The sequence below is a fragment of the Polaribacter sp. genome (genome assembly GCF_965656025.1).
GTDB lineage: Bacteria > Bacteroidota > Bacteroidia > Flavobacteriales > Flavobacteriaceae > Polaribacter.
In genome coordinates, this window is record NZ_CBFHJT010000046.1 from 20,069 (window position 1) to 22,245 (window position 2,177).

Below are 2,177 nucleotides of genomic sequence, written 5' to 3' on the forward strand. Positions count from 1 at the left end.
AGGACTTGTGGTTCTAAAGAAACTTATGAGAAAATTTGTGAAGCATTTAGACCTGTAGTAAAAGAACATATTGCTGTTTATGGTGAGTTTAACGACCAACGTTTAACTGGTGATCATGAAACTGCATCTATTACTGATTTCTCTTATGGAATTTCAGATAGAGGTGCATCTATTAGAATACCTATTATTACTGTAGAAAAAGGCTGGAAAGGTTGGTTAGAAGACAGAAGACCTGCTTCTAATGGAGACCCATACAAAATTGCTGGTAGAATTATTAAGACTGTAAAGTCTGCTAATATTAGCTAGTAAAAAGTATATATTTATTTTAAAAGTCTGTTTTCTTTCTTAGAAAACAGACTTTTTTTATGTGATTATTTTACATTTCTATTCTATATCTTTGAAAACACATATTATTATTTTTTAAATTAGAAGAACTAAATTTTAAGAAAGAATAACATATTATTTAAATGAGTGTTAAAAACTGGACTTTATTAATTATAAACAGCTTGGTGCTTTTAGTAGTACTTTCCATTTCGTTTAGTTTTTACTCAGAATTTTCTAAGGTTTTAGATAAACGTATTTTATTACATTTAAATTCGATAAAAACCTTAAAACAAATTCAATTAGAAAGGTTAATTAATAAAGAGTGGAAAGATTTTAATAATAGTGATAAAGATTTTCTACAAAAAGAAATAATCTTATCAAAAGACAAGTACCAAACTACTGGTATTTTTGATCTCACACATTTACATCCGTCCAAAAAAACATCAATTGCATTAATTAAAGTAAATAACAATACTCGTTATTTTAAAATTATAGACTATCAAAAAATAAAAAATATATTAACAGAACGAACAGGAATGGGCTCTAGTGGAGAGTCTTATATTATTGGAAGTGATTATAGATTACGTTCTCAATCTCGTTTTTTTCCAAACAAAACACCCTATGAAATTACTGCTAAAACAATTGGAGCTATAAACGGACTTAAAAACAAAGAAGGAGTTGGTATTTTTAAAGACTACAGAAACATTGCTGTTTATAGCGCTTATAATAAGCTAAATTTAGGTAAGTTAAATTGGGTAATTTTATCTGAAATTGATGTAAAAGAAATACAAATCCCCTTAAAAGAAATGCGTTCTAAACTTTTAATTTTAACCTTAATCACACTTTTAGTTTCCATAACAATTTCTTTATTTCTTACTAAAATCATCACCAATCCATTAAAAAAATTACACAATCTTATTGGGCTAATGGCAAAGGGAAGTTATAACGAAAAAACTCAACTTAAAAATAGCCCAAAAGAAATTACCGAAATGAATGTTGCATTGGACAACTTAAGCGAAGTAATTTCTAGTGCTGTAAATTTTTCTGTTGAAATTGGAAATATGAATTTAAATAGTAAATACAAACCTAAGGGCAAAAACGATTTATTAGGGCAAAGTTTACTTAAAATGCGTAATAAACTAAAAGCATATCGAACTTTAGAAAGCGAGATTAACACAACCAATAAAAGAATGCTAATAGAAGGTTTAGAATCTGAAAGAAAAAGATTAGCAAGAGAACTACATGATGGCTTAGGACCTTTACTTACCACCTTAAAACTAAACATTCAAAATAAAGTAGAAAATGGTGAGAATAAAGAAACCATAAAAAATATAATAGATAATACGATTAAAGAAATTAGACAAATGACCAATGTTTTAATGCCAACAAGTTTAGATAAATTTGGTATTGGAGCTACCTTAATTAATTACGTACAAAGTATTCAAGATTCTATTTCCTTTCCGATTAATTTCGAAAACTTAACAAAAACAGAAAACTCCAACATTACTAAAGAACAAGAAATACACCTTTTTAGAATCACTCAAGAATTGATAAATAACTCGATAAAACATGCCAATGCAACTCTAATAAAAATATCTTTAACAGAGTTTGATGAATTCCTTTCTTTATTTTATTTTGATAATGGCATTGGTTTTAATACACAAAAAGTTACAACTGGATCTGGACTTGCCAATATTAAAAACAGGGTAGAAATATGCAATGGCATTTTAAAAATAAATTCAGAAAAAGGAAAAACAACTTTTGAGATTGAAATGCCCATAAAGAATAATAAAAATGATTAGAATTGTTATTACAGACGATCACAAACTATTTAGAATAGGTATTGTTGAATT

At 27.2% G+C, this 2,177-nt stretch carries 1 protein-coding gene and 1 pseudogene; both read left to right on the forward strand.

Going from position 1 to position 2,177, the window contains the following annotated elements; genetic code table 11:
* Nucleotides 1-306: pseudogene (locus tag ACTG3S_RS09670) on the forward strand (glutamine synthetase); the annotation flags it as partial.
* A 161-nt stretch (nt 307-467) separates the two neighbouring features.
* The gene (locus ACTG3S_RS09675; protein ID WP_439129156.1) at nt 468-2,126 is read left to right on the forward strand and encodes a sensor histidine kinase; all 1,659 of its coding nucleotides are present in this window, start codon (nt 468-470) and stop codon (nt 2,124-2,126) included.
* Nucleotides 2,127-2,177: the final 51 nt, after the last annotated feature.

Excerpts from the sequence above, each read along its gene's own strand:
- ACTG3S_RS09675 (WP_439129156.1), top strand. The coding sequence starts at position 468 with ATGAGTGTTAAAAACTGGACTTTATTAATTATAAACAGCTTGGTGCTT.